General features: G+C 62.7%; 25 protein-coding genes and 1 riboswitch. Of the genes, 8 read left to right on the top strand and 17 right to left on the bottom strand.

The window, feature by feature from the left end:
- Positions 1 to 36: 36 nt before the first annotated feature.
- The 10 genes from NCR93_RS28675 to NCR93_RS28630 all read right to left on the bottom strand — a co-directional run bounded on the left by NCR93_RS28675 (position 37) and on the right by NCR93_RS28630 (position 9,410).
- Positions 37 to 879, bottom strand: coding sequence for a fumarylacetoacetate hydrolase family protein (locus tag NCR93_RS28675; protein WP_175980145.1), 843 nt, complete (start codon positions 877 to 879; stop codon positions 37 to 39).
- Positions 880 to 892: 13 nt separating this feature from the next.
- Positions 893 to 1,648, bottom strand: a complete 756-nt coding sequence (locus NCR93_RS28670) for an SDR family NAD(P)-dependent oxidoreductase (RefSeq protein WP_008346617.1) — start codon at positions 1,646 to 1,648, stop codon at positions 893 to 895.
- 28 nt (positions 1,649 to 1,676) lie between these two features.
- Positions 1,677 to 2,483, bottom strand: a complete 807-nt coding sequence (locus NCR93_RS28665) for an ABC transporter permease (protein WP_008346615.1) — start codon at positions 2,481 to 2,483, stop codon at positions 1,677 to 1,679.
- On the bottom strand, positions 2,464 to 3,318 hold the full coding sequence (locus NCR93_RS28660; protein WP_175980146.1) for an ABC transporter ATP-binding protein: 855 nt from the start codon (positions 3,316 to 3,318) through the stop codon (positions 2,464 to 2,466). The genes NCR93_RS28665 and NCR93_RS28660 overlap by 20 nt, the downstream gene beginning before the upstream one ends.
- Entirely contained in the window at positions 3,315 to 4,340 is a 1,026-nt protein-coding gene (locus tag NCR93_RS28655) for an ABC transporter substrate-binding protein (protein WP_008346612.1), read from the bottom strand. Before NCR93_RS28655 ends, NCR93_RS28660 begins: the two co-directional genes overlap by 4 nt.
- A 107-nt stretch (positions 4,341 to 4,447) precedes the next feature.
- Positions 4,448 to 5,518, bottom strand: a complete 1,071-nt coding sequence (leuB, locus tag NCR93_RS28650; protein ID WP_008346610.1) for a 3-isopropylmalate dehydrogenase — start codon at positions 5,516 to 5,518, stop codon at positions 4,448 to 4,450.
- Between the two features lie 36 nt (positions 5,519 to 5,554).
- A complete protein-coding gene (gene leuD / locus NCR93_RS28645) occupies positions 5,555 to 6,151 on the bottom strand; it encodes a 3-isopropylmalate dehydratase small subunit (RefSeq protein ID WP_175980147.1) in 597 nt (198 codons plus the stop codon).
- 1 nt (position 6,152) lies between these two features.
- The gene (gene leuC, locus NCR93_RS28640; protein ID WP_175980148.1) at positions 6,153 to 7,583 is read right to left on the bottom strand and encodes a 3-isopropylmalate dehydratase large subunit; all 1,431 of its coding nucleotides are present in this window, start codon (positions 7,581 to 7,583) and stop codon (positions 6,153 to 6,155) included.
- Between the two features lie 277 nt (positions 7,584 to 7,860).
- Positions 7,861 to 8,838, bottom strand: a complete 978-nt coding sequence (locus NCR93_RS28635; RefSeq protein ID WP_175980149.1) for a GlxA family transcriptional regulator — start codon at positions 8,836 to 8,838, stop codon at positions 7,861 to 7,863.
- Positions 8,835 to 9,410: an isochorismatase family protein gene (locus NCR93_RS28630; RefSeq protein WP_034470174.1), complete on the bottom strand. Its 576-nt coding sequence runs from the start codon at positions 9,408 to 9,410 to the stop codon at positions 8,835 to 8,837. The genes NCR93_RS28635 and NCR93_RS28630 overlap by 4 nt, the downstream gene beginning before the upstream one ends.
- A gap of 211 nt (positions 9,411 to 9,621) precedes the next feature.
- Between NCR93_RS28630 and NCR93_RS28625 the strand changes: the two genes are divergently transcribed.
- The gene (locus tag NCR93_RS28625; protein WP_008346602.1) at positions 9,622 to 9,954 is read left to right on the top strand and encodes a hypothetical protein; all 333 of its coding nucleotides are present in this window, start codon (positions 9,622 to 9,624) and stop codon (positions 9,952 to 9,954) included.
- 34 nt (positions 9,955 to 9,988) lie between these two features.
- Here the strand turns inward: NCR93_RS28625 and NCR93_RS31960 are convergent, their stop codons facing one another.
- Positions 9,989 to 12,199 carry a hypothetical protein gene (locus NCR93_RS31960; RefSeq protein ID WP_241814120.1) on the bottom strand — a complete coding sequence of 737 codons (2,211 nt, stop codon included), beginning with the start codon at positions 12,197 to 12,199 and terminating at the stop codon, positions 9,989 to 9,991.
- Positions 12,200 to 12,601: 402 nt separating this feature from the next.
- On the opposite strand from NCR93_RS31960, the gene NCR93_RS28615 reads away from it, so the two are divergent.
- Together NCR93_RS28615 and NCR93_RS28610 are read left to right on the top strand one after the other, a co-directional pair.
- Positions 12,602 to 12,943 carry a YciI family protein gene (locus NCR93_RS28615; RefSeq protein ID WP_175980151.1) on the top strand — a complete coding sequence of 114 codons (342 nt, stop codon included), beginning with the start codon at positions 12,602 to 12,604 and terminating at the stop codon, positions 12,941 to 12,943.
- Between the two features lie 273 nt (positions 12,944 to 13,216).
- Positions 13,217 to 14,575, top strand: coding sequence for an epoxide hydrolase family protein (locus NCR93_RS28610; RefSeq protein ID WP_175980152.1), 1,359 nt, complete (start codon positions 13,217 to 13,219; stop codon positions 14,573 to 14,575).
- Between the two features lie 83 nt (positions 14,576 to 14,658).
- Here the strand turns inward: NCR93_RS28610 and NCR93_RS28605 are convergent, their stop codons facing one another.
- The 6 genes from NCR93_RS28605 to NCR93_RS28580 form a co-directional block, all read right to left on the bottom strand.
- Positions 14,659 to 14,889: a hypothetical protein gene (locus NCR93_RS28605; RefSeq protein ID WP_144403629.1), complete on the bottom strand. Its 231-nt coding sequence runs from the start codon at positions 14,887 to 14,889 to the stop codon at positions 14,659 to 14,661.
- 326 nt (positions 14,890 to 15,215) lie between these two features.
- Positions 15,216 to 16,493 (bottom strand): hypothetical protein, encoded by a 1,278-nt coding sequence (locus NCR93_RS28600; RefSeq protein WP_175980153.1) that lies wholly within the window; start codon positions 16,491 to 16,493, stop codon positions 15,216 to 15,218.
- A 126-nt stretch (positions 16,494 to 16,619) separates the two neighbouring features.
- The gene (locus NCR93_RS28595) at positions 16,620 to 17,150 is read right to left on the bottom strand and encodes a hypothetical protein (RefSeq protein WP_008346589.1); all 531 of its coding nucleotides are present in this window, start codon (positions 17,148 to 17,150) and stop codon (positions 16,620 to 16,622) included.
- Between the two features lie 24 nt (positions 17,151 to 17,174).
- Positions 17,175 to 18,107 carry a CsgG/HfaB family protein gene (locus NCR93_RS28590; protein ID WP_175980154.1) on the bottom strand — a complete coding sequence of 311 codons (933 nt, stop codon included), beginning with the start codon at positions 18,105 to 18,107 and terminating at the stop codon, positions 17,175 to 17,177.
- Between the two features lie 18 nt (positions 18,108 to 18,125).
- Positions 18,126 to 18,566, bottom strand: coding sequence for a curli assembly protein CsgF (locus tag NCR93_RS28585; protein WP_008346584.1), 441 nt, complete (start codon positions 18,564 to 18,566; stop codon positions 18,126 to 18,128).
- Between the two features lie 58 nt (positions 18,567 to 18,624).
- Positions 18,625 to 19,287 (bottom strand): CsgE family curli-type amyloid fiber assembly protein, encoded by a 663-nt coding sequence (locus NCR93_RS28580; RefSeq protein WP_175980155.1) that lies wholly within the window; start codon positions 19,285 to 19,287, stop codon positions 18,625 to 18,627.
- Between the two features lie 409 nt (positions 19,288 to 19,696).
- A riboswitch (guanidine-I (ykkC/yxkD leader) is annotated at positions 19,697 to 19,796 on the top strand.
- A 60-nt stretch (positions 19,797 to 19,856) separates the two neighbouring features.
- Between NCR93_RS28580 and NCR93_RS28575 the strand changes: the two genes are divergently transcribed.
- Genes NCR93_RS28575 through NCR93_RS28555 form a run of 5 tightly spaced genes read left to right on the top strand, consistent with a single transcriptional unit; the run spans position 19,857 to position 23,946 of the window.
- Positions 19,857 to 20,927, top strand: a complete 1,071-nt coding sequence (locus NCR93_RS28575) for a putative urea ABC transporter substrate-binding protein (RefSeq protein ID WP_008346580.1) — start codon at positions 19,857 to 19,859, stop codon at positions 20,925 to 20,927.
- A 31-nt stretch (positions 20,928 to 20,958) separates the two neighbouring features.
- A complete protein-coding gene (locus NCR93_RS28570) occupies positions 20,959 to 21,774 on the top strand; it encodes an ABC transporter permease (protein ID WP_175980156.1) in 816 nt (271 codons plus the stop codon).
- Positions 21,771 to 22,562 (top strand): ABC transporter ATP-binding protein, encoded by a 792-nt coding sequence (locus tag NCR93_RS28565; RefSeq protein ID WP_008346574.1) that lies wholly within the window; start codon positions 21,771 to 21,773, stop codon positions 22,560 to 22,562. The genes NCR93_RS28570 and NCR93_RS28565 overlap by 4 nt, the downstream gene beginning before the upstream one ends.
- A gap of 15 nt (positions 22,563 to 22,577) precedes the next feature.
- On the top strand, positions 22,578 to 23,282 hold the full coding sequence (locus NCR93_RS28560) for an urea amidolyase associated protein UAAP1 (protein WP_033536001.1): 705 nt from the start codon (positions 22,578 to 22,580) through the stop codon (positions 23,280 to 23,282).
- A 22-nt stretch (positions 23,283 to 23,304) separates the two neighbouring features.
- Complete coding sequence (locus NCR93_RS28555) at positions 23,305 to 23,946, top strand: urea amidolyase associated protein UAAP2 (protein WP_008346571.1); 642 nt, start codon at positions 23,305 to 23,307, stop codon at positions 23,944 to 23,946.
- Positions 23,947 to 23,990: the final 44 nt, after the last annotated feature.

Raw genomic sequence — 23,990 nt, 5'->3', positions numbered from 1 at the left:
GTCGAATATTTCTCGCGCGACCGTGCCACGAAGCGTTCAACCCTGCACGACGTTCTGGCGCTGCTGCCCGAGGCCCTCGATGCCTAGCGTCACGATATCGCCCGCCTTTAGATAGACCGGAGGCTTCTGCCCCAGGCCGACTCCGGGCGGCGTGCCCGTGGAAATAATGTCGCCCGGCTGCAATGACATGAACTGCGACAGGTATGAAACCAGATATCGCACGCCATACACCATGGTGACCGTACTGCCGTTCTGATAGCGATGTCCGTTGACTTCCAGCCACATCGGCAGCGTCTGCGGGTCGGGAATTTCGTCCGCGGTGACGAGCCAGGGCCCGGTCGGACCGAACGTATCCGCCGACTTGCCCTTGGTCCATTGGCCCTGACGCTCCGCCTGAAACGCGCGCTCGGACACATCGTTGATGACGCAATAGCCCGCGACATGGTTCATCGCATCGGCCTCGCCGACATACTTGGCCGTCTTGCCGATGACCACGCCTAACTCGACTTCCCAGTCGGTCTTGAGCGAGTCGCGCGGAATCTCGATCGAGTCGTTCGGACCGACGATCGCACTCGTGGCCTTCATGAAGATGATCGGCTCTGGCGGCACCGTGGCGCCGGTTTCCGCTGCGTGGTCGGAATAATTCAGGCCGATGCAGATGAACTTGCGCGTGCCGCCCACGCAGGGGCCCAGACGCGGATTGCCTTCCACGCGCGGCAACGACGCAATGTCCAGCGCTTTCAGGCGTGCGAGGCTATCCGGCAGCAGAGCGTCGCCGGCGATATCGGCAACATGGTTCGACAGGTCACGGATATGTCCATCGGCATCGAGAAGGCCCGGCTTCTCTTCGCCCGGTGAACCGTAGCGCAACAGCTTCATATGTATGCTCGCTTCAGTAGGTGGCGCGACCGCCGGACAGATCGAAAACCGCTCCGGTGGTGAAGGAATTTTCTTCGCTGACGAGCCACGCGATCATCGCCGCGGCTTCATTCAGTTCGAGGAAACGGCCGCGCGGAATCTTGCCCAGCATGTACTCGATATGCTCGGGCGCCTGCTCCATCGCGCCGGGCGTGCGCGCAACGGCCGGTGTCACGCAATTGACCGCGATGTCGTGACGTGCCAGCTCCTTTCCCAGCGACTTCGTCATTGCGATGACCGCGGCCTTCGCCGAGCTGTAGGCCGCCGCATTCGGATTGCCTTCCTTGCCGGCGACCGAAGCGAGATTGACGATACGGCCGTAGTTCTGACGGACCATTTCCGGGACCACCGCACGGCAGCAATGGAACGTGCCGTTCACGTCGATCTCCATGACCTGCTTCCAGATATCGATCGGATAGTCGATCAGAGGCGCATTCGGGCCGACGATCGCCGCGTTGTTGACGAGGATATCGATACGTCCCATCGATTCCAGCGTCGCCGCGACAGCCGCTTGCACGCTCGCGTAATCGGCAATGTCGACGCGCTCGAAGTGAACGTCGTGCCGGCGCAGTTGAGTACGGGCCTGCTCGATGCCAGCAGGATTCACGTCCCAGACCACGAGTCGCGCACCGGACTCGAGCAGCCGGCGGCCGACTTCGAGACCGATGCCTTGGGCGCCGCCCGTCACGACAGCGACGCGGTCCGCCAGATTGATTGTGTTCGTCTGCAATTTAGTCCCTTCAGGTTGGATCGCGCGTTCACGCGCTGGCGGCAACGGTCTGTCCGGCCACGGGGCGCCAGCGCAGCAGATAGTCTTCGATCATCGATACGGCCGTATCGAGCACTAGCGCGAACACGGTCAGCACCAGAATCCCCGCGATGACCGAGTTGATATCGAACACGCCTTCGGCCAGCAGAATCAGATAGCCAACGCCTTTCTCCGAGCCCAGATACTCGCCCACCACGCTGCCGACGAACGCGATGCCGATCGCGTTGTGCAGGCTCGAAAACACCCAGCTCGTCGCCGATGGCAGATACACATGCCTCATCAGTTGACGCGAGTTCGCCCCGAGCATCCGCGTATTGGAGAGCACGGTCGGGCTCACTTCGCGCACACCCTGGAACACGTTGAAAAAAACCACGAAGAAGACGAGCGTCACGCCCAAGGCGACTTTCGACCAGATGCCCAGCCCGAACCAAAGCGCGAAAATCGGCGCGAAAATCAGGCGCGGCATGGAGTTCATCGCTTTGATGAACGGATCGAACACGACCGCCAGAAACGGGCTAAGGGCAAGCCAGAGACCGCATCCCAAACCCAGAACCGTGCCGATTGCGAACGCAAGCATCGTTTCGAGCAGCGTCGTGTACAGATGGCGAAACACCGAGCCCGTGACGAACCACTCGACGATGCGACGCGCCACGCCTACCGGATCGCCGAAGAAGAACGGCGACAGCCATTTCTGATACGTGCCGAGCCACCAGATGAACAGGACGCCGAGCAGGATTGCGAGCCGCGTCGCCAGAACGGTGAAGCGATTGCCTGGACTAAACTCGATTGCGCGCATAGCTTTTCAGAACCTCGCCTCTAAGCACGTCCCATATCTGGGTGTGCAGTTGAAGGAAACGCTGCGTCATCCGGATCTCCGACATCTCGCGCGGCCGCTCGAGATCGATCTCGAACTCAGCGATAGGTCGTGTACCCGGTCCCGCCGATAGCACGATGACCCGGTCGGAAAGCGAGATCGCCTCTTCGAGATCGTGAGTCACGAACATCACGGACTTGCGGTCGTTCGACCACAGCCGTAACAGCTCGTTTTCCATCAGATGACGGGTCTGGATATCGAGCGCGCTGAACGGCTCGTCCATCAGAATGATGCGGGGATTGAGCGCCAGGGCTTGCGCGAGACCGGCCCGCTTGCGCATGCCGCCCGACATCTGATGCGGATATTTCTTCCCATGACCTTGCAGCCCTACTCGCTCGAGCCAGCCGCGGGCGACGCTCAAGGCTTCTTCGCGCGGCATCCCGCGAAAGATCAGGCCGATGGCAATGTTCTCTTCGGCGGTCTTCCACGGCATGAGCGCATCGACCTGGAACAGGTAGGCGGCCTGCGTGTTGAGACCGTGAGTCAGTTTCTTGCCGAACACGCTCAGGCTGCCCGACGAAGGCCGGGTAAGCCCGGCGGCGACGTTCAACAGTGTCGACTTGCCGCAACCCGTAGGACCGACGATCGAGACGAACTCGCCGTCTCGTATCGTCAGGCTTCCGCCGGAAACCGCGGTGTAGGTCTGCGCTCTCTTGCCGTTGCCGGCAAAAGTGCAGGTCACGTTGTCGAAGCGTAACGCTTCGCGCGCTTCCGCCTGTCCGCTGTCGAGCGGGACGCTATACGCGGCGGTGCTCATGGCTGGACCTCTGCCGCCTTTCTGACAAATCGATTGTCGTAGGTCGTGGCGAGGTCGATCTTGGCCGAGGCCACCGCCGGGTCGAAGGCCGCAAGCACTTCATGCACCGTTTGGGCGCCCTTGGCCGTGATTTCCCCGTTCTGCGCGATGCAGCGTCGGCTGTTCGTGAAGGCCTCGGCGTAGAGCGCCTTGTTATCGCCCAGAAACTGCGGCGGCACGTTGTCGGCGACCTGTTGCGGCGTCGCCGTGGCGATCCACTTTTCCGCGCGCACGATCGCATTGGCGACTGCCTGAACCGTCTTCGGATTCTTGTCGATGAAGTCCTGCGTCGCGAATACGCTCGACTCGGGATAGTCCGCCCCGAACACCTTCACGTTGCCGTCCGCCGTACGCATGTTCTCGAGCGGTCTCAGGCTGCCGTCTTTCGTCAGGATCGTGGCACTGGGATCGTTGACGATAAGCGCATCGATTTGCCCCGCACGCACCGCCGCAACGGCGCCGGCCGCCTGCCCCACCCCGATGATCGATACGTCCGAAGGCTGCAGCCCCGCCTTGTGCAGGATGTAGTTGACCGCCATGTGCGTGCTGGAGCCTGGCGCGCTCACGCCGATTCGCATGCCCTTCAAATCCTTGGGCGACTTGACGTCGGTCTCGTGTTTCTGCGATACGCCGAAGATCCATCCCGGGCAAATCACTTGTGCGGCCACCACGACGAGGTGCTGACCCTTCGTCGCCATGGTGATCGTGTTCGAGTACGCGCCCGCCACCATATCGGAGCTGCCGCCCAACAAGGCCTCCAGCGTCTTCGAGCCGCCCGAGAATGCGGCGATGGTTACGTCGAGCCCCTCGTCCTTGAAATAGCCGCGCTGCTTGGCGACGAGCATCGGCAGGTATGTGATGCCCGTCGACGCCGCCGCGATGTGCAGCTCGGGCTTCTCAGGCGTGTCCTTCGCCACTGCCGTGGCCGATGCGCAAACGAGTCCCACGGCTGCGCACAGTGCAACTGCGAGTTTCAGCTTCATGGTTGTCTCCTCCCTTTCAAGGGATGTGGGTGCGAAAACTGCCCTGCAAGGCTGGCCTTGCGTGATCGTGACGCCGCGCTGCCAGCCGGTCCAGGCCGCGATCCGCCCTAAACGACTTCTTTCTGCAAGGCTTCGACCACTGCATCGCCCATGTCACGGGTGCCGACGCTTTGCGTACCTTCCTGATGGATATCGGCGGTTCTGTAGCCGGCGGACAGCACGGCCCGCACGGCCTGTTCGACGCGCTCGGCGGCGTCTTCCATCTCGAAGCTCTCGCGCAGCATCATCGCGAGCGACAGGATGGCAGCAAGCGGATTGGCGATGTCCTTGCCTGCAATGTCCGGCGCCGACCCATGCACGGGCTCGTACAGCCCTTTGCGGTCGTAGCCCAGCGAAGCCGACGGCAGCATGCCGATCGATCCGGTCAGCATGGCCGCGGCGTCCGACAGAATATCGCCGAACAAGTTGCCCGTGACGATGACATCGAACTGCTTGGGCCGGCGCATCAGCATCATGGCGGCGGCGTCGACGAAGAGATGGCTCAGTTCGACGTCCGGATAGTCCCGCCCGACGCGCGTGACAGTTTCGCGCCACAATTGACTCGCCTCCAGCACGTTGGCCTTGTCCACCGAGCACAGCTTGTGGTGACGTCGACGAGCGGCGCGGAAAGCCGCGTGCGCGACGCGTTCGACTTCCGATTCCGAATAGCGCATCGTGTTGAAGCCGACGCGCTCGCCTGCCTCGTTGGTCTCGAAGCCGCGCGGCTGACCGAAATAGGCATCGCCGTTCAGCTCGCGAACGATCACGATGTCGAGTCCATCGACGACTTCCGGCCGCAAGGTCGAAGCGCCGATCAGTTCCGGGAACATATAGGCCGGACGGAAGTTCGCGTACAGCGTGAGCGCTTCGCGCAACTGCAGGAGACCCGTTCCGGGACGACGCTCGCGGGGTATCCCTGCTTCGTCCGCGACGCCTACCGCACCGAACAGGATGGCGTCGGCCTTGCGCGCCACGTCGAGCGTGGGCTGCGGAAGGGGTACGCCGTGCGCCCGGATGCCGGCCTCGCCGATATGCGCCTCCTGGGTCTCTGCATGGGGCGCCACGACTTGCAGCACCTTGAGCGCCTGCGCCACTACTTCCGGACCGATGCCATCACCGGGCATGACTGCAATCTTCATCTGAACTCCTCCAGGTCGTTTTGGAAAGCGCGCGCCTCACCATGCATCGGCACGATTGCGCTCGAATGCATCGATGCGGTCTCGATGCGAAAGCGTGTAATCGATCTCGTCCATGCCGCGCAGCAGGCATTCCTTCGCGAAGGGCTCCATATCGAAAGGATGCGAAGCGCCATCGGGTAACGTCACGGTCTGCGCGGGCACGTCGATGGAGATCCGGCTGACTGCCCTGCTGCCGAGGCTTTCCAGGAGCGGAAGCACGACGCTCTCCGGCAGCACGATCGGAAGCAGCCCGTTCTTCAGGCAGTTGATGAAGAAGATATCGCCGAAGCTCGGGGCGATCACCGCCCGGATTCCGTAGTCATACAGCGCCCAGACCGCGTGCTCCCGCGAAGAGCCGCAACCGAAGTTGTGGTTCGCCACCACGATGCGCGCCTCGCGAAACGACGCCTGGTTGAGCACGAACTCAGGCTTCTCGGCGCCATCCGGACCGAAGCGCAGCGCACGAAAGAGGAACTGGCCGAAATCGTCGGAGCGGGGTTTTTGCAGGAAGCGCGCGGGCAGGATCTGGTCCGTGTCGCAATCGATGCCGGCGATCGGGACGGCGACCGCATCGAGGTGAATCAGGCTTTCCATTTCATGCTCCCAGGAGACGGCGCACATCGGTCAGACGCCCTGTCACGGCAGCGGCAGCAGCCATGGCCGGACTCATCAGATGCGTGCGCACCCCCGGTCCCTGACGGCCCACGAAATTGCGATTCGAAGTGGAAGCGCAACGCTGCCCGGGCGCGGCGATATCGCCGTTGGTTGCAAGGCACATCGAGCAGCCGGGATAACGCCACTGAAAACCGGCTTCCTTGAACACGCGGTCCAGTCCTTCCGCCTCGGCCTGAGCCCGTACCTCGTGCGAGCCCGGCACGACCCACGCCTCGACGCCAGATGCGATGCGGCGGCCGCGCGCCACCTCCGCCGCGCTGCGCAAATCCTCGATGCGCCCGTTCGTGCACGATCCGATGAACACCCTGTCGATCGCCACGCCTTCCAGCGCCGCGTTCGGAGGCAACCCCATGTAGTTCAGCGCTTTCGACATCGCCGCGCGTCGATCCGGGTCGGCTTGTCGCGCGGGATCGGGAACGCGTCCGTCGATGCCGCAGGCGTATTCGGGCGTCGTGCCCCACGTGACCATAGGGGCGATGTCGGAGACGTCGATGTGTATTTCCCGATCGAAGGGCGCGCCGGGATCGGTGAACAAGTCGCGCCATTGCGACATCGCGCGGTCCCACGCATCGCCATCGGGTGCGTAGGGACGCCCCGCGATGTACGCGAACGTGGTTTCGTCCGGTGCGATCATGCCTGCTCGCCCGCCAGCTTCGATGGTCATGTTGCAGAGCGTCAGCCGGCCTTCCATCGACAGGCCGGAGATCGCGGAGCCCGCGTACTCGATGACGTGGCCCACGGCGCCGGCCACGCCGATCCGGGCGATCACGGCGAGAATCAGGTCCTTGGCGGTGACGCCCGTGCCCGGCCTGCCATCGAGTGTGACGCGCATGTTGCCCGACTTGCGTTGCCACAGGCATTGCGTGGCGAGCACGTGAGCCACCTCGGTCGCGCCGATTCCGAAAGCAAGCGCGCCCATCGCCCCATGTGTCGATGTGTGGCTGTCGGCGCAGACGACGGTCATGCCGGGCAAGCTCAACCCTTGCTCGGGCCCGACCACGTGAACGATGCCGCGACGGGAATCGTCCATGTCGAACAGCGTGATCCGAGACTCGGCGGCGTCGCGCTGAAGCGCCTGAATCATGCCGCGCCGCTCCGGGTCGGCCACCGCGGACAGGTCGTTTGCGACGCTGGAAACGTAGTGATCCGCCGTGCCGAAGATGCGCTCGGGGGAGCGTGGCGTCAGGCCGCGCTGACGCAACAGATCGAAGGACTGCGCGGTGACGTCGTGAATGAAATGGCGGTCGATGAACAACAGATCCTGTCCGTCGTCACGCGACATGACCCGGTGACGGTCCCAGATCTTGTCGTAAAGCGTGCGCGGGCGACCCGCTCCTTGTTCGAGTTGCATCGCTTCGTCTCACTCCGTGAATGCGCCGTTTGCGAACGCTTGCGTACGCTCGGCGGGTCGGTGTTGTGAGAGCATCATGCGCCAGACGCACTGCGTTGTACGTGCTATTTCGGCAAGGCACCATCGTGAAACGCGATGCCGGGGCGGCCCCTGCGGTAGACGACGCGATAGTCGAGGTGCAGCCCCGGCTCCATGCTTGCCAGATTCCGACTGTGGACGGCGGCAAAACGGCAGACGGGAAGCGGCGAGATATGCCCGGCGGCGGGTTCCGATGCGTTCAGTCGACAGAAGATTCGAGCTCCGAACCGCTGCGAAACCGCGCGGGCGACACGTCGTGATACCGCCGCCACACGCGCCGGAAATCCCGGACGGATGCGAAACCGGATTCCTCCGCCACGCGCTCGATGTTGTAGTCCGACTGCGCGAGCAAGCGCTGCGCGCTCGCCACCCGCAGACGCTGCTGATACTCCAGTACGGTGACGCCCGCGTGCTCCGCAAACAGGCGGCTCAGATGCCGCTGGCTCACATGCGCGGCACGCGCGAGTTCGGCGACGCTCCAGTCGCGCGCAGGGTTTTGCGCGATGGCATCCTGCGCGCGATGCACCGCCGGATGCATGTGATTCCGATGCGCAAGCCACGGCGAAAGCTGCACGTCGTCGCCTGCACGGCGCTGATAGACCACCTGACGGCGTGCGATATCGGCGGCGCGCTCGGCTCCCGCATAGTGCTCGATCAGATACAGCGACAGGTCGATACCCGCGGTGATTCCGGCGCTCGTCAGCACGTCGCCGTCATCGACGAACAGGCAGTCGTATTGCACGCGCGCCGTCGGTTCCGCGCGCGCGAGTTCATCGACGAGTCCGAAGTGCGTGGTGCAGCGCCGTCCCGCAAGCAGCCCCGCGCGCGCAAGCAGGAGCGCGCCGGAACAGATGCTGGCGATGCGCGTGTCTTCGGCCGGGGCGCATCGAAGCCACTGCGCGACCGTATCGAACGGCGCGTTCGTGCCCGGCTCCGGCGACTCCGTGCTGCCGACGACCATCACGAGACTGTTCCGCGGCAGCCTGTCGGGCAACGGTTCGATACCGTCGATGAAGGTGCCGAGCGACGTCGCCGCGCGCTCGAGCGGGCCGCAGTGATGCAGCGCGAAAGGCCCGCCGGCTTCGGCCGCCATTCGCATCGCCTCGGCCGGGCCGGCATAGTCGAGCATCAGCACGGGCGGCGTCAGCACGAACCATACGGATATCGGCGGAATCATGCGGCTTTTGCCGTGCGCCACGCAGCGAGCGCGTCGTCGGTTGTGGCGATGCGCGCGAAGCGTCCCTGCAGCACGAGTTCCGTATGCGCCTTGATCTCGGACGTCGAGTAGACGCGGCCGCTGATGGCGTGAGTCATCGGAAACGTGAGGGTAGCCTCGGTCACGTAGTCGACGGCATAGCCGATGTCCGAGGCGACTCGCGTCGTCGTCTCGCAGCACTGTTCGGTGCGGATGCCCGCGATCACCAGATGATCGATCTGGCGCCGGCGCAGCCACAGGTCCAGGCCGGTATCGGTGAACGCGTTGTGCGTGTGTTTCTCGAAGACGACATCGGGCGAAGCGGGCAACCAGTCCAGCGGCTTCACGAAGCCCGATTCTTTCTTGAACGGTCCGGCCTTGCCGACATGGAAGATATGAACCACCGGAACGCCGGCTTCGCGCGCGCCGCGGTCGAGGCGCAGTACGGCTTCCTTGAAAGCCGGCAGATCCGTGTCGGACCAGTCGGGCATGTGGCGAAACGATTCCTGAACGTCGATGATGACGAGAGCGGAACGGCGTTGGTCGGCGGTCATTTTTGGCCTCGATGATTGAACGTGCAATCATCATAATGCCCCGTCAACCGCACAGGAAAGAGCATTACGCGTCATCTTTGCGGACAAAATCCGCCATCACGAGCCCATAAGTTCGTCGGGCAGCATCGCGAGTATCCATGCCGCTGCGTTGCGACCGGATGCGGCCCGCCCTACACTTGGCTACGCGCATCGCGCGCGGGAGCAACGTGTCATGGTCGAAGTCCTCGTCATTCTCCAGCTATCCATATCGGCCGCCGAGCGCGATGCCGTCATGCGCGCCGCCCCGCCGACGCAATCCATCTCGAACCGCGTATACGTGAGCACCGCGGATGCTTCGGCCGTTCCACGCATCGCGTCGATGCACGGCGTCGCCAGCGTGCTGACGCACGCGGAATCGTCGGTGAAGCAGTCGAACGGGCTCGACGATACCGAAGCGCTTTTCGTCGATGCATGGATGTCGCGGCTCGGCCAGGTCAAGACGCGCCGTGGCGATCAGCTCGACTGGGACACGCCGCCGATGCAACCGCCCGATCCGAAGCGGTGACGCATCGGCCGCGTGGACCCCTAGCCCATCGCGCTCAGGAAACCGATCCGCCTCCGAGTGCTTCCATCGTGAGTTCCGGTTGCGGCGCGGGCGCATCGCCGGGTTGCGGACTGCCGCCGAAGTATCCGCCGCCGAACGCGTTGCCGCCGCCGGCGGTAGGGGTGCGGGTCGCGGTCGAAGTCGACGCGAGGCCGCCGCCGTTCGACGAACCGCCGCCGACGCCCGCGAGCCTGCCCGAATCCGGGGCCGATACCGCCGTGCCCTCGCCGTTCACGCTCCCCATTCCATAGCCCGCTTCCCCTGCCAGCGTGGCTGCGCCGGGACCGCCCTTGCCATCCTCGTAAGAATCGAACGCCGATGCCGATGCGCTCGCCATGCCGCCGTAAGAAGCCGCGACCGATGATGGCGTCGGACTCTGCGCGCCGGAGCCCGGCACTACGTCGAGATCGACGAGCCGCATGCCTTGCGCCGATACCTCTTCCCATTTCGCGACGAAGTGCTGCCAGTCGGCGCCGGACCACAGGTAGTACGCATCCGCGCCGGGCAGCCAGACGCCCGAGAAGCGCTGACCTTGCGCGGACTGCGTGATCTCGATATCGACGAGACGCAAATTCTGCTGGGCGAGCTCCTGCCACTTCGCGACGAAGTTGTTCCAGTCCGCATTGACCCAGAGATAATGACCGCCCGTGCCCTGCCGCCACACGCCGAAGAAGCGCTGCTCGTTGCCCACGTCAACGATCTTGAGATCGATGAGACGAAGGTTCTGATCCGCGAGCTGCTGCCACTTCGCGACAAAGCTGTTCCAGTCGGCGTTGATCCAGAGATAGTAGCCATCGTCGCCGGGCAGCCAGACGCCCGAATACAGCAGCGTGCCGTTGACGTTCTGCACTTCGAGATCGACGAGCCTCAACCCCTGGGCGCCCAGCTCCTGCCATTTGGTGATGAAGTCCGCCTGATTCGCGTTGACCCAAAGGTAATAGCCGCCCGTGCCCTCGCGCCAGACGCCGTGGAATCGCTCGGAACCGTTCTCGCGCGTGATCTTGAGATCGGCGAGACGCAGATTCTGCTCCGCGAGTTGCTGCCATTTCGCGACAAAACTGTTCCACGATGCGTTGACCCACAGATAGTGCGCGTCGTTGCCCTGCCGCCATACGCCGGTGTAGGTCTGTGTAACGAGCGGAAAGCCGAGATGGAACGGCGTGTGCACGCACATGTTCCAGGTGTTGCCCTTCATCAGACAATCGACGCCGCCCCCTGGCGCGCAATTCGCGCAGTTGGCGTTCGGTTTGAAGTACACGCCCCACGATCCGCCGCAGTTGCAGCCGCTCGCCGCGTATTCGTCCGGCGCGCCGAAAATGTGCCCGCTTTCGTGCGCGAATACGCGGTCGATGTTGTCGGGGCCCCATCCATCGTTGTCGTAGTTCATCACGAGACGCGGGCCGCCGATCGACGCATAAGCAAAATGCCCGAGCGGATACTTGGTGAAGAAGCCGCAATACGTCCAGTCGGTGCCGAGATCGGTGCGCAGCTTTTCGATGTACGCCGTCACCGCGCCCATGCCCGTGCCGTAGCCGAGCTGCGTCATCGCGGGATCGCGCCACAGCGTCTCTTTTTCATCGAAAGTCAGCGTGTCCGCGCCGGGCTGCACCTCCACCGCGACGATCTTGATGTCGTACTTGAAGGTCAAGCCTTCCGGGTTTTGCGTCGCCAGCCAGCTCAGTCCGTTCTGCACTTCGGCGACGACCTTCGTACGCTCGTCCTGCGAAAACTTGAGATTGTCGTTCGGTCCTTCCACGATCACGATTCCCACCGCGACCGAGCCGGTCAGACGCTGGCTCGTCGGCGCGCCCGCCTGCGCCATCGCCCTTTCGGCGCGCTCCCTGGAGTCTTCGGGCGGCGTACACGAATACTGCATTTCCTCGCTGGAATCCCACGATTCGCCCTCGCGCGGACGCGATGACTTCGCGGTCCGATACGCGCTCGATTCGCGCAAGGCGAACGCGTTGTAGCCCAACTGCTCCGTCGCCGACAGCGAGTCGACCACCATCGCGGATGCCTGCAGCGATTCGTACGCCAGCGCCTTTGCGGCGGGTTCCGCCGATTCCTCCATCACGATCACGCGGGAACCGTAGACATGCACGACACGGCGGCTCGATGTGGATTCGGGATGACGCCGCGCCTCGGCGAATGCGCCTGTCTCGGGCAAGATCACGACACGTTCACGAATGTTGATATCACCGGCCATTTCAACCTCCTTTGAAGAGATAGGGATTTCCTGGAAGGCCATTGAGTAAGGGGTCTTCAGGAAGCGCGTGTTGAACACGCTCGTCGTCTGCGCGCTATCAGGTCAGCTCGCAGTGATCGGGATGCCGAAGAAATACAGCCTCGATCGAAGGGACGCGCCGTGATACGGCGCCCATGATTCGCGTTCTTGGTCAGAATGGGCGCAACGGTTTTTTGAGGGCCGCATTGCGAAGATCGTCCGCTTACCTTGCAGCGCGCGTTTTTATCGGCACCTTAGGTAAGACGCGTTCGCTCGGCCCGATTGAAAGCCTAGTAATCTTTCGATGCGATTTTTATTCTTTTTTCGCGCCGTTCCAGTGGCCTTTCGACGCGGGAGGCCGACTCACACCCGGAGGATCGAACGATGACGAAGTACCTAATCTCCTTCCCTGCATCGGCGATGCACGTCTCCGATGAAGACATCGACGCGGTCGGCGAAGCGGCACGCGCGGTCATCAGAGAGGCGAAGGAAGCGGGCGTCTATGTGTTCGGCGGCGGTATCAATGGGAACGTGACGCCGCTGATGGTCGCCGCCGACGGCACCGTCACGAACGGGACGTATCCGCAGACGAAAGAGTTCGACGGCGGCTTCTGTGTGCTGGAACTTCCATCGCGCGAAGCGGCCGTCCAATGGGCCGCTGACATCGCCAAAGCCTGCCGCTGTGCGCAGGAACTCCGCGAGTTCGGGTACGACCCGGAGAGCTGACACGCTCAACCAAGGCGACGACTGCCGCAACTTGTATCGCAACGTATCGGCGGCGGCGGCGGATACGCGCGATTACACAACGCCTCGATTTCGACACGCACGGGATACGTCGGCGCGCTTCAATACGTCCATCGCGCAGCAGTGAGCAGCGCCAGCAGCGGGATCCGCCGTATTACGTATGCAACGCGATCCGAGCCGAACGATCGTGTTCGAAGCGCAGTACGCGTGACGGAGTCGGCCGCCGAAATAGCTTCGCCTTCATCAGGAGTTCTCATGTCATATAACAAGACGCTTCCCAAGTCGCCGTCGCGCCGCCGCTTCGTCGAGGTTGCGGCGGCCGGTATCGCAGCGGCATCGCTGAACAAGCTTGCGTTTGCTGAACCGAACTCATCGGTCGTCTCAGTCGCGAAGACCGCGAATAACGACAAGGAAGCGATTCGTCCGCTTCGCGTGCATGTTCCCGAAGCGCAACTCACCGATCTGCGCCGCCGCATCAAGGCAACGCGCTGGCCCGAGCGCGAGACCGTTTCCGACGAATCGCAAGGCGTGCCGCTCGCGATGATGCAGGAACTCGCGCGCCACTGGTCCACGGACTACGACTGGCGCAAGTGCGAGGCGAAACTGAACGGCTATCCGAATTTCATCACCGAGATCGACGGGCTGGACATCCACTTCATCCACGTTCGCTCGAAGCACGAGAACGCGATGCCGCTCATCGTCACGCACGGATGGCCCGGATCGGTGATCGAGCAATTCAAGATCATCGATCCGCTGACCAATCCCACGGCACACGGCGCGAGTGCGTCGGATGCGTTTCATCTGGTGATCCCGTCGCTGCCGGGCTATGGCTTCTCGGGCAAGCCGACGGCGACCGGCTGGGGACCCGAGCGCACCGCACGCGCCTGGGTCACGCTCATGAAGCGGCTCGGATACGACAAGTTCGCGGCGCAAGGCGGCGACCTCGGCGGCGTGGTCGCCAACGTGATGGGCAAGCAGGCGCCGCCCGAGTTGCTCGGCATTCACGTCAACTTCCCGGCGACCGTTCCCGCCGATATCGCCAAAGCGCTGCAGGCAGGCGATCCGCCACCTGCGGGCCTCAACGATGAAGAAAAGCACGCGTACGAGCAGCTTGCCAGCGCCGCAAGAAAACGCCGGGCGTACGCGCTGGAAATGGGCACGCGCCCGCAAACGCTCTACGGCATCGCGGATTCGCCGACAGGTCTTGCCGCATGGCTGCTCGATCATGGCGACGGCTACGTGCAGCCTGCGGCGGCGCTGACTTCGGCGGTATTCGGGCGCGACGTCAACGGCGAATCATCAGGGGCGATGACGCGAGACGACATTCTCGACGACATCACGCTCTACTGGCTGACGAACACGGGTGTCTCGTCCGCGCGCTTCTACTGGGAATCGCACTTCAACTTCCTTGCGGCCGCCGACGTATCGGTTCCCGCGGCCGTGAGCGTGTTCCCGCGCGAGAACTATCAGGCGCCGCGAAGCTGGACGGAGCGCGCTTATCACAACCTCATCTGGTACAACCGGCTCGACAAGGGCGGACACTTCGCGGCGTGGGAACAGCCGGACCTGTTCGCCGGGGAAGTGCGTGCGGGGTTGAGGTCGTTGCGCACGTGAGCGCGTGCTGGGCCACATCGCAAGACGAACGTTCAGCGCGTCGACGGCATGTCCGCGATCGCATCCCGCTTCGTGATCCACGCCTAATAAGCGATGCGCGTAACCACGCTGAAGGACATATCGTTCTGTTCCAGGCGTGCAGTCATTGCCTCGCGTGCGTCGGCATTGGTCGGAACGTCCAGGTAGCTCTTGCCCGCAAAGCCCGGCTCGAAACTTACTTCGGCTTCGTCGGCAATCGCCTGAAGAATCTCATGCTCGGCGGATTGAACGAGCTGGTCGTCATCGGTATGGCTTACTGCGAAGCAGGTGAGCATCGTTTGACCCCTTGCGATTGTGCTGTGACGCTGATGCGTCTCGACTGCGAAACGGGCGAGCGCCTGCGTGGCGCACAAGTGCCGACGCATCTATTGTCGCCTCGGATGAGCGACATGATTACTCGACAAAAAGTCAGTGGTGCCGAGATCGAAACAGGCGGAATACAGTCAGCTTCCTCGTGAATTGCCGGGCTAGAATTTTGGGCTCGTGTACGGCCGATGGCACCGATCGGCCAATTCGCGACATCGCGTGAATGAAACAGCGGCGAGCGGTACTTTCGAACCGCTCGCCGCCCGCCATACCGCCATTCGTTGCGCCGCGTTCCTTACTTCTGAACGACGACAGCCTTGTTAAACGAACCGCCCTGCGTGATCGCAGCCGCATTGCCGACACCGCTCTGAGTCACCGAGCCGTAGTTGGCGTTGCCGATCTGGACGATCGAAGCCGTGTTATACGCACCGGTTTGCGAAGCATCCGCGGAGTTGAAGTAGCCGACTTGCGTTAGCGTCATGTCTTCGTGCGAGCCCGACTGCTTGCCCTTCGCTTCGTTGAAGCCGCCGCCCTGACCGGCCAGCAGCGTCGATTCGAACGCGCCTTGTTGCGTCAGATCCATGTTGTTGTTCGAACCGACCTGCACCGCGGCTGCCAGGTTGCTGCCGCCATCCGTCTGATGAACGGCCGCCGTGTTGCGATCGCCCGCCTGAACGACATACGTGTGATCGTTGGCTTCGCGATACTGATCGACGTATGCCGTGTTGTAGGCCGAGCCGGTTTGCAGGATCGTCGTCGTTTCGTTGGTCGCGTTGCCTTGCGTCACCTGCGCATAGTGCGGTGCGCCTGCGCCGCTCTGGTCGATGGTGGTCGTGTTGCCGCCGCCGTTTTCCGAATGCACTTGCGCGCGGGCGAAGTCGGCCTGCCTGATCGACACGTTGTCGCCGATTTCCGAAACCTGCTCGACCTTGCCGTCGTTATGATCGCCGATCTGATCGATGCGAGCCGAGTTGTAGCCGCCATTCGTCTGCGTCACCGTCGCGATGCCGTTCTTGTTGCCTTGCAGGATGTCGACGCGGTTGCCGATCGTGGTCGTCTGCGTGACCGTCGCTTTTGCGCCGTCGCTCACGCCTGCCGTCTTGCCGGTGCCTTGATCGACGTTGACCGTGTTCCAGCTCGAGCCGGTGCGATTGATGGTCGCCGAATCGTTCTTGCCGAATTGCGTGACCGTGTCCTTGTCGTACGACGAAGCCGTCTGCGTCACGTTCACCGTGCTGTTGCTGCCCGTTTGCTTGATGGTGGTCTTTTCACCGATCGCCTGCTGCTGCGTGAGCGTCGCGCTCAGCTTCGATTCGCCCGAAACGCGTGCCGCGTTTTGCTGGATGTCGGTCACGTTGGCGCCGCCGTTGCTCGAAGTAACGGTCGCGCTCGAACCGTCGCCGTTCTGCTGGACCTTCACGCGGTCATGGCTGGACGCCGTCTGCGTCACGCCAGCAGTGTTGCCGTTGCCATACTGCTCGACGATCGCGCCTTCGCCGACCGACGCTGCAAAAGCCGACGTCGATGCCAATGCTGCCAGACCCATAGCGATGATGATTGCCTTCACTTTCATTTTTATGCCTCGTTGACTTGATGTTTTTTGCACGTAGATTCGTAACCCTAACGGACGTCAACCCCCGCTGACGCCCGGCCCTGCACGCTCACACACCTACCTGTACTGCGTGGTCTCCTCGCCTGCCTACTTCATCAGAACCGCAGCCCGGGCGCCGCCCGTCTGCGTAACCGATAATCCTGAACCGTTCCTGCTCTGCAAGATCGAAATCTCGTTGTTGTTGCCAAGCTGCGTCACCGACGACGACATCGAATTCCCGACCTGCGTGACCGTTGCTTCGTTACCGCTGCCGTTCTGCATCGCGATCGACCGGTTGTACTGACCCGACTGATAACCGGCGTAAAGATTGGCGGCGCCGCTTTGCTGAAGCACGGTCCAGTTGTCGTTGCCGGCCTGCGCCGTCGCCGCCGCGTTCGCGATGCCGATCTGATTGGCCATCAAGCCGTTATGTCCGGCCTGAATCGCGTCGAGACGATTACCCTGGCCGTGTTGCGACACGCGAGCGACTTGCGTCGCGCCGCCGAAGCCCGGTTCCGGCGGACCGAAATCCGAGACCGACGACAGGTCCGCCGCATACACCGCGAGCGAGACGACCGCGCCGAGCGCCGCGCACACAGCGACCTTCGATGCGCGCATTGGCGCACGCGATGCTTTCATGCTGATCTCCTTCGCTGAGACTGATTAACTGCCGATGGTCTTCGGCGGATCGATTCTCACCGGGCTGTACGACGGGTTCACGTCTTCCATCGTCTGCGCGTAGCCCTGGTTTTCCTGCAGATATCGCTGCATCGTCGGGTCGTACCAGTCCTTCGTGTCCTTGAGCGCCCACGACTGGTTCGCGACGCCTTGCACGATCAGATGCACGAGCGCCGATTCGATCGCTTCGTTCACGCACAGCTGCTGCGGCTCGTTGCGCGTCATGCCGGCTTCGGCCTGCAACAGATCCTTGAAGCCGATGAAGCGATACACGCCGGTATCGACCTGAATCGAATAGATGGTCTTGGTCGTCGACACGCTGTTGAGTATCGTGCCGTTGCGGATATCCACGGCGCGCAGGTTCACCGTCACTTGATCCACGCGATATTGTTGGGATGCCGAAATACCCAGATACGCGATGCCCGCGCCGCCCGTGCGAATGTTCGTGTCGTAACCGACGATGCCGCCTTCCAGCACGATGCTCGCCGGTGCGAGCGCGCCGATCTGCGGTATCGCGTTCTTTTTGTCGTCCGGCGTTTCCAGCGCGCGCATGATCTTGCGTTCGGTCAGGAGGTCCTGAAGGTTTTCGCGCTCGACGGGCGTGAACCAGCCGGAATCGCGCATCGCCTTCACGAGAAACGAAGCGCCGCCCTGCGTCACCTGCGACGAGAACGAGCTGTCCGGCGACGGCTTGTACTGGCCCGTCAGATCGCGAAAACCGTACACGGCCGCGACGATGCGCCCTTTCGGCGGCGGCAGGTGCGTGAGGTCGCGCGTCACGCGCGTCGGCGGCGTGAGCGTCGCGTTGCCCGCCGAAGGCATCGGCGTCGTGACGCAGCCGGTCAACAGCATCGTTGCAAGGAGCGTGGCGCCCAGTGCCGCGCGCGTCGCCAGTGTCGTGATAGCTTCTTTGTCCATGTCGTATGCGCGCTCGCGTTACTGTCCGTTGCCGACGACGAAGGTCGTCGAGGCACCCGTGGTCTTGTCGGTCGTCGTCACTTGCAGATTGCCGCCGGTAACTTGCGTGATCGCAATCGAGAAGTTGCCCGTGTTGATCGTGCCGGGATGCAGCGTGCCGTCCGTGCCGACGATCGAGCTCGATATCGACGACGCGACGCGCGACAGAATCGCCTGCTGCAATTGCGTGTTGAACTGGTCGAGCGTGGACTGGCTGCTCGTACCGAGGTTCTCCGTCGACGGATCCTTGTACTTGTTCTGCGCGTTCGCCTCGTTGAGCAGATTCGTCCCGTTCAGCGGATTGCCGCCGAAGTTCGGATTCACCGGTTCATACACAAGCGATGTGGCTTGCGCGGCGATAACCGGCATCGCAAGCGCGCAAGCGAGCAACGCGCGTTTCAAGAGCGCATTCGTTTTCATTGCGGTTTCCCCGTATTTTTTGGCCTTACTGCATCGATTTTCTTATGATGCGATTTTTTTATAGTTCGTCCATCGCCATGTCGGCGTCGCGGAACAGCAGACGGGTCAGGTCCGCCTGCATCACGTTCTGAAAGGCGATCTGCGCCGCGCCTTCGGCAATCGGCTTCACGTTCGAGCGCGCAATCGGCAGGAACGCCTGGAAAACGCGACGCTGGCCGTACTCCACCCACACGAGACTGCCGTAGCGCGGCGACGGCCGCTCGTGCACCGAAACGATGTAGCGCTCGGACAGCGGGATGGCGCCCCAGGCCTGCGCGAACCAGGTGTAGAAGTCCTGCCCCGCGAGCGTCACCGTGTCGGTCGTGACCACGCCGCCGAGCGTATCGTCGAGCGCTTGCTTGCCTTCGATATCGACGGTGCGCGAGCGTGCCGTGCCGGCGAGGGTGGCGCTCTTGTCGAGCGACGATGCGGCATTCACCGTGCCGCGCGGCGTGAGAGGCGCGCCATTGGCGGCCGGCAATTCGCCGGTGTTGCCGACCGGACCGGGCGTCGGCGTGCTGGGCAGCGAGATGAGCGGTTGAGCCCGAGACGCCGTGTTCACGTGCGCGGCCGGCTGCGTTTCCGCATCCTGCGCATTCGCATTGATCGCGCCGATCGAAACCCCGATGCACACTGCGATGACCCGCCCTTTGACAGGCGCGTTGTTCTTCTCACGCTGCATGACTTCCCCGTATGTCTTTGGCCGCTATGGTGCTGCCTTCAGACGGTCTGTTTTAAACGCTTCGTTTTTATTTGTACGACGAGACGGATTCTCCGTAATAACCGGTAATGGCTATGTTGTCCGCGCCACATTCATGCCAAGAAAATCGCAAGCAACGACGCATCGGCTCAAAGCGTTGCGCCGATGTTTTCGCGCGTCTACCCAAGGAAACGTTTGCTGGCAACCAAGGACGACGCCCGATGTTGGTGCAGCCGATACATCAAACGTGCGCCGCTTTCACCGCGGATGGGCAATGCGCTCCGTCCGAACCTGCGCAACGCCGCCAGCAGCCATAAAAACCGTTGGCACGATTCCCGCTTAGAGGGGATGGCAAGGAGCCGGCGCATCATCCGGTTCATCGAACAATCTGGAAATGGACGGCTAGGGTTCCGGTCTGCTTCACGCGGATGCTGGTCCGAGAGCTGTCGACCTCAGGCGAGGTTACACGGCGGGATAAAAGCCCGGGAGAGAACGCGATGAGTCGCGCTGCTCCCTTGCCGTCGCCAACCGTCTCCTTCGAGGTCAACCTCATGCGCAAGCTCGCTCGCTTTCTTGGCATCGCCGCACTCTCCGTCGCCGCTTTCGCGTCCAGCGCCGCATCCGCCGCGCCGCGCAACGACTTCAAGGTCTGCTGGACTATCTACGCGGGCTGGATGCCGTGGGGCCAGGCCAAGACGCAGGGCATCGTCTCCAAGTGGGCGAAGAAGTACGGCATCAACATCGATGTCGTCCAGCTGAACGACTACGTCGAGTCCATCAATCAATACACGGCCGGCAAGTTCGACGGCTGCGCGATGACCAACATGGACGCGCTCACGATCCCGGCTTCGGGCGGCGTGGACTCGACGGCGCTGATCGTCAGCGATTACTCGAACGGCAACGACGGCGTGCTCATGAAGGGCAAGGGCAAGCAGATCGCCGATCTCAAAGGCCAGCAGATCAACCTCGTCCAGTTCTCGGTCTCGCATTATCTGCTCGCACGCGCACTCGAAAGCGCGCACATGAGCGAGCGCGACCTCAAGGTCGTCAACACGTCCGACGCCGATATCTCCGGCGCATTCGCCACGCCCACCGTGCATAACACGGTCACATGGAATCCGATGCTCGCCGATTTGAAGGCGCAGCCGAACGTCACCGAAGTCTTCGACTCCAGCAAGATTCCCGGCGAGATCATGGACATGATGGTCGTCAATACGAAGACGCTGAAGGACAACCCGGCGCTCGGCAAGGCATTGACCGGCGCATGGTTCGAGATGGTCGCGCTGATGCACGGCGATTCCCCCGAAACCACGAGCGCGCTGACTTCGATGGCCAAGGCGTCCGGCACCGATCTCGCCAACTTCAAAGGCCAGCTCTCGACCACCGCCCTCTTCTACACGCCGAAGGCCGCGCTCGAATTCGTGACCAGCCCCGACATGCCGAAGATCATGACGCGCGTCGCCAAGTTCTCGTTCGATCACGGCCTGCTGGGGCAAGACGCGAAGAGCGCGGATGCCGTCGGCATGGCGTTCGACAAGGGCGTCGTCGTCGGCAACAAGAACAACGTGAAGCTGCGCTTCGATCCGGCCTACGTCGAGATGGCGGCGGCCGGCAAGCTCTGAGCGCGTCAGGTTCTACTACATGGCGGCCAACATGCGACTCATCAATCGACATCCGAGCAGGACCGGCGCGCTGATGCTGTTACTGCTGCCGTTCGTCGTGCTGCTCGCGGTGTATTTCACCGGCTCTTCGATGCGGCTCGCCGACAATCCCGACGACAAGCTGTTGCCGAGCGCGACGCAGATGAGCGATGCGATGAAGTCGGCCGCCTTCACCGAAGACAAACGCACCGGCGAGTATCTGCTCTGGACCGATACCGCGTCGAGCTTGCGAAGGCTCGGCATCGGGCTCGTCGTGAGCGCGGCGATCGCGCTCGTTGCGGCCATCGCGACGGGATCGTTTCCGCTCGCAAGCGCGACGCTTTCGCCGTTCATCACCGTCATATCGATGGTGCCGCCGCTCGCCGTGCTGCCGATTCTCTTCATCGTCTTCGGTCTCGACGAACTGTCGAAGGTCGTGCTGATCGTCATCGGCATCACGCCGATGATCATTCGCGATCTGCACGCGCGCGCCGCCGAAATCCCGGCCGAGATGTGGATCAAGGCGCAGACGCTCGGCGCGAACAGTTGGACGCTTGTTCTGCGGCTCGTGCTGCCGCAGCTTCTGCCGCGCCTGCTCGTCGCGATCCGGCTTTCGCTCGGCGCCGCATGGCTCTTTCTCATTGCAGCGGAAGCGATCGCATCGACCGACGGGCTTGGCTATCGCATCTTTCTCGTGCGGCGCTATCTGTCGATGGATCTCATTCTTCCCTACGTCGCGTGGATCACGCTGCTCGCGTGGCTCACCGACGAACTGCTGCGTCGACTCACGCAGTGGTGCTTTCCGTGGTACGGCGGAGGCGCGCGATGATCGTCGTTCGCAACGTATGGAAAAACTACGGCGATCAGGTCGTGCTGGAACGGCTGAATCTCACCGTGAAGGAAGGCGAATTCTGTTCGATGGTCGGCGCGTCCGGCTGCGGCAAGTCCACGTTTCTGCGCCTGCTGCTCGGACAGGAACGGGCGACGCGCGGCGAGATTCTGCTCGACGGCGAACCGCTTCCCGCCGAACCGGACGCGCATCGCGGCGTCGTGTTTCAGCGCTACTCGGTCTTCGATCATCTGAGCGTGCTGCGCAACGTGATGCTCGGTCTCGAACTGCCGCGCGCGAAATTCACGGGACGGCTCTTCGGCGCACAACGACGCGCCGCACGCGACGAAGCCGCCGCGATGCTCGAACGCGTGGGTCTTGGCGCGGCGCTCGACAAGTATCCGCAGCAACTTTCGGGCGGCATGCAGCAACGGCTCGCCATCGCGCAGGCGCTGATGATGAAGCCGCGCGTGCTGCTGCTCGACGAACCCTTCGGCGCGCTCGATCCCGGCATCCGCAAGGACATGCATGTGCTGTTGTCGGAGTTGTGGCGCGAATCGAAGCTCACGATTTTCATGGTCACGCACGACCTCAAGGAAGGCTTCACGCTCGGCAGCCGCGTGCTCGTCTTCGACAAGGTGCGCGTCGATCCGCAAGCGCCCGGCGCGTACGGCGCGCGCATCACCTACGACATTCCGCTCGACCGCACGCGCGCCTCGGCATCGGCGGTGCATATGGCGCAGGCCGCGGTGCAGGGCGCATCCAGCATCGAACTCGTCTCCGACTAAAGGAAGCTCTACGCCATGACAGTGTTACTCGAAGAAACGGTCCCCGGTGGCGGTCATGCATCGCTGATCGTCAAGCGCGGACAGTCGCTCTGCATCACCGATATTCGCGGCGGCGCGAACGTCAGCGTGATGATGGTCAACGCGGCCGAAAAGAGCGAGCGGCTCAATCTGCCGGATTCGCTGAAGTGCCAGCACACCGCGAAGCTCACCACGGGCCATTGCCTCTACTCCGACATGGGGCGCGTCCTGGCCGCCATCGTTGCGGATACATGCGGCTGGCACGACAGCATCGGCGGGGTATCGAATGCGCAGGAAGTGTTCGAACGATACGGCGCGGGCCGCTATCAGGAGTTGCGCAACGGCTTCTATCGCAATGGCACCGACAACCTGCTCGTCGAGATGAGCAAGTGGGGCCTCGACGTTTCCGACCTGCTGATGACGCTCAATCTCTTCAGCCGCATCGACGTGACGAGCGATGGCGCGCTCGCCTTCGTGCCCGGCAATTCGAAAGCGGGCGATTACGTCGAACTGTATGCGCCGATGAACACGCTCGTCGTGCTGACCGCGATCCAGCATCCGCTCGATCCGCATCCCGAATACTCGCCGAAGCCCGTCAAGCTGGAACTGAAGGAATCGCATCCCGAAGTCGCGGAAATCTGCCGTACCGCATGCGAAGAGAACGTGCGCGGCTTCATCAACACCGAACGCTTTTTCCTTTGAGCGAACCTGAGAGATGAGCAACATGACCCAAGCGCTTACCGTCAGTGAAAAACATCCAGAAAGCGCGGTGTATCGCGAAACGCTCGCCGCGGGCGAACCGTGGCTGCATGAAGTGAAAGCGGGGCAGACGCTGCGCATCGTCGATCTGGAGGGCAATCAGGCCGTCGATACGCTCTTCTACAGCCTTCACGATCCGCGCGAACGCTTCGATCCGCAACGCACGTTGCGTAGGCAGCAGAGCCTCTATCTGACGTCCGGCTCGGTGCTGTATTCGAATCTCGGCAATCCGATGCTGACGATCGTCGCCGATACCTGCGGCCGTCACGACACGCTCGGCGGCGCATGTGCGCAAGAGAGCAACACGGTGCGTTATGCGCTGGAAAAGCGCTACATGCATAGCTGCCGCGACAACTTCCTGCGTGCATGCGCGCACGACGGACGGCTCGCGAAGCGCGATATCGGCGCGAACGTCAACTTCTTCATGAACGTGCCGGTGACGGCCGAAGGCGGCCTGACCTTCGAAGACGGCATCTCGGCGCCGGGCAAGTATGTCGAGCTGCGCGCGGAGATGGACGTCATCGTGCTGATCTCCAACTGTCCGCAACTGAACAATCCGTGCAACGCCTATAACCCGACACCCGCGGAGCTGATCATATGGAACTGAAGCGCATTCGCAGCTGGATCTATCACGTCATGCTCGTTCGCTCG

This window comes from Caballeronia sp. ATUFL_F1_KS39 (genome assembly GCF_023630985.1).
In the GTDB taxonomy this organism is placed as follows: domain Bacteria; phylum Pseudomonadota; class Gammaproteobacteria; order Burkholderiales; family Burkholderiaceae; genus Caballeronia; species Caballeronia zhejiangensis.
Note: the sequence above shows the minus strand (reverse complement) of the source record. Positions and strands in the feature narration are given on the sequence as shown.

Coding starts and splice junctions, on each gene's coding strand:
- NCR93_RS28675 (WP_175980145.1), bottom strand. CDS start 879: ATGAAGCTGTTGCGCTACGGTTCACCGGGCGAAGAGAAGCCGGGCCTT.
- NCR93_RS28665 (WP_008346615.1), bottom strand. CDS start 2,483: ATGCGCGCAATCGAGTTTAGTCCAGGCAATCGCTTCACCGTTCTGGCG.
- NCR93_RS28660 (WP_175980146.1), bottom strand. CDS start 3,318: ATGAGCACCGCCGCGTATAGCGTCCCGCTCGACAGCGGACAGGCGGAA.
- NCR93_RS28655 (WP_008346612.1), bottom strand. CDS start 4,340: ATGAAGCTGAAACTCGCAGTTGCACTGTGCGCAGCCGTGGGACTCGTT.
- leuB (WP_008346610.1), bottom strand. CDS start 5,518: ATGAAGATTGCAGTCATGCCCGGTGATGGCATCGGTCCGGAAGTAGTG.
- leuD (WP_175980147.1), bottom strand. CDS start 6,151: ATGGAAAGCCTGATTCACCTCGATGCGGTCGCCGTCCCGATCGCCGGC.
- leuC (WP_175980148.1), bottom strand. CDS start 7,583: ATGCAACTCGAACAAGGAGCGGGTCGCCCGCGCACGCTTTACGACAAG.
- NCR93_RS28635 (WP_175980149.1), bottom strand. CDS start 8,838: ATGATTCCGCCGATATCCGTATGGTTCGTGCTGACGCCGCCCGTGCTG.
- NCR93_RS28630 (WP_034470174.1), bottom strand. CDS start 9,410: ATGACCGCCGACCAACGCCGTTCCGCTCTCGTCATCATCGACGTTCAG.
- NCR93_RS28625 (WP_008346602.1), top strand. CDS start 9,622: ATGGTCGAAGTCCTCGTCATTCTCCAGCTATCCATATCGGCCGCCGAG.
- NCR93_RS31960 (WP_241814120.1), bottom strand. CDS start 12,199: ATGGCCGGTGATATCAACATTCGTGAACGTGTCGTGATCTTGCCCGAG.
- NCR93_RS28615 (WP_175980151.1), top strand. CDS start 12,602: ATGACGAAGTACCTAATCTCCTTCCCTGCATCGGCGATGCACGTCTCC.
- NCR93_RS28610 (WP_175980152.1), top strand. CDS start 13,217: ATGTCATATAACAAGACGCTTCCCAAGTCGCCGTCGCGCCGCCGCTTC.
- NCR93_RS28605 (WP_144403629.1), bottom strand. CDS start 14,889: ATGCTCACCTGCTTCGCAGTAAGCCATACCGATGACGACCAGCTCGTT.
- NCR93_RS28600 (WP_175980153.1), bottom strand. CDS start 16,493: ATGAAAGTGAAGGCAATCATCATCGCTATGGGTCTGGCAGCATTGGCA.
- NCR93_RS28595 (WP_008346589.1), bottom strand. CDS start 17,150: ATGAAAGCATCGCGTGCGCCAATGCGCGCATCGAAGGTCGCTGTGTGC.
- NCR93_RS28590 (WP_175980154.1), bottom strand. CDS start 18,107: ATGGACAAAGAAGCTATCACGACACTGGCGACGCGCGCGGCACTGGGC.
- NCR93_RS28585 (WP_008346584.1), bottom strand. CDS start 18,566: ATGAAAACGAATGCGCTCTTGAAACGCGCGTTGCTCGCTTGCGCGCTT.
- NCR93_RS28580 (WP_175980155.1), bottom strand. CDS start 19,287: ATGCAGCGTGAGAAGAACAACGCGCCTGTCAAAGGGCGGGTCATCGCA.
- NCR93_RS28575 (WP_008346580.1), top strand. CDS start 19,857: ATGCGCAAGCTCGCTCGCTTTCTTGGCATCGCCGCACTCTCCGTCGCC.
- NCR93_RS28570 (WP_175980156.1), top strand. CDS start 20,959: ATGCGACTCATCAATCGACATCCGAGCAGGACCGGCGCGCTGATGCTG.
- NCR93_RS28565 (WP_008346574.1), top strand. CDS start 21,771: ATGATCGTCGTTCGCAACGTATGGAAAAACTACGGCGATCAGGTCGTG.
- NCR93_RS28560 (WP_033536001.1), top strand. CDS start 22,578: ATGACAGTGTTACTCGAAGAAACGGTCCCCGGTGGCGGTCATGCATCG.
- NCR93_RS28555 (WP_008346571.1), top strand. CDS start 23,305: ATGACCCAAGCGCTTACCGTCAGTGAAAAACATCCAGAAAGCGCGGTG.